This is a genomic window from Rhizobium ecuadorense (genome assembly GCF_001187535.1).
Classification (GTDB): domain Bacteria; phylum Pseudomonadota; class Alphaproteobacteria; order Rhizobiales; family Rhizobiaceae; genus Rhizobium; species Rhizobium ecuadorense.
Genome location: NZ_LFIO01000469.1, coordinates 1 through 284, shown reverse-complemented (window position 1 = coordinate 284; position 284 = coordinate 1). Strand labels below are relative to the sequence as shown.

Sequence of the window (284 nt, the reverse complement as noted above, 5' to 3'; positions counted from 1 at the left end):
GTTTTCGGGGGTCGCGATACTGTCGAAATAGGAAGCGGCGCAAAGCTGGCCGGCGGCAGCGCCGGCGGCGATATCGTCGAGCTCGCATTCCATCAGGTCGCAGCTCACGACCGGGCAGTTTTCCGCGCGGAAGGCCGGGTCGCGATTACCAAGGGCCTTGATCGCCTCCAGGAAGGCGTAGCTCGACGGGCCGATCAGATTGTTGAGGATGAAGCTCGGGCGGCGCTGCGCGATCTCGGCGACGATGCGTTCGACCGCGGTTTCCTCGAGCGGAAGATAGCGTT

General features: G+C 64.1%; 1 protein-coding gene. It reads right to left on the bottom strand.

What is annotated here, in order from left to right; all coding sequences use genetic code 11:
- A partial coding sequence (locus AF337_RS11450; RefSeq protein WP_152970986.1) for a transporter substrate-binding protein occupies positions 1–284 on the bottom strand: 284 nt, incomplete at both ends.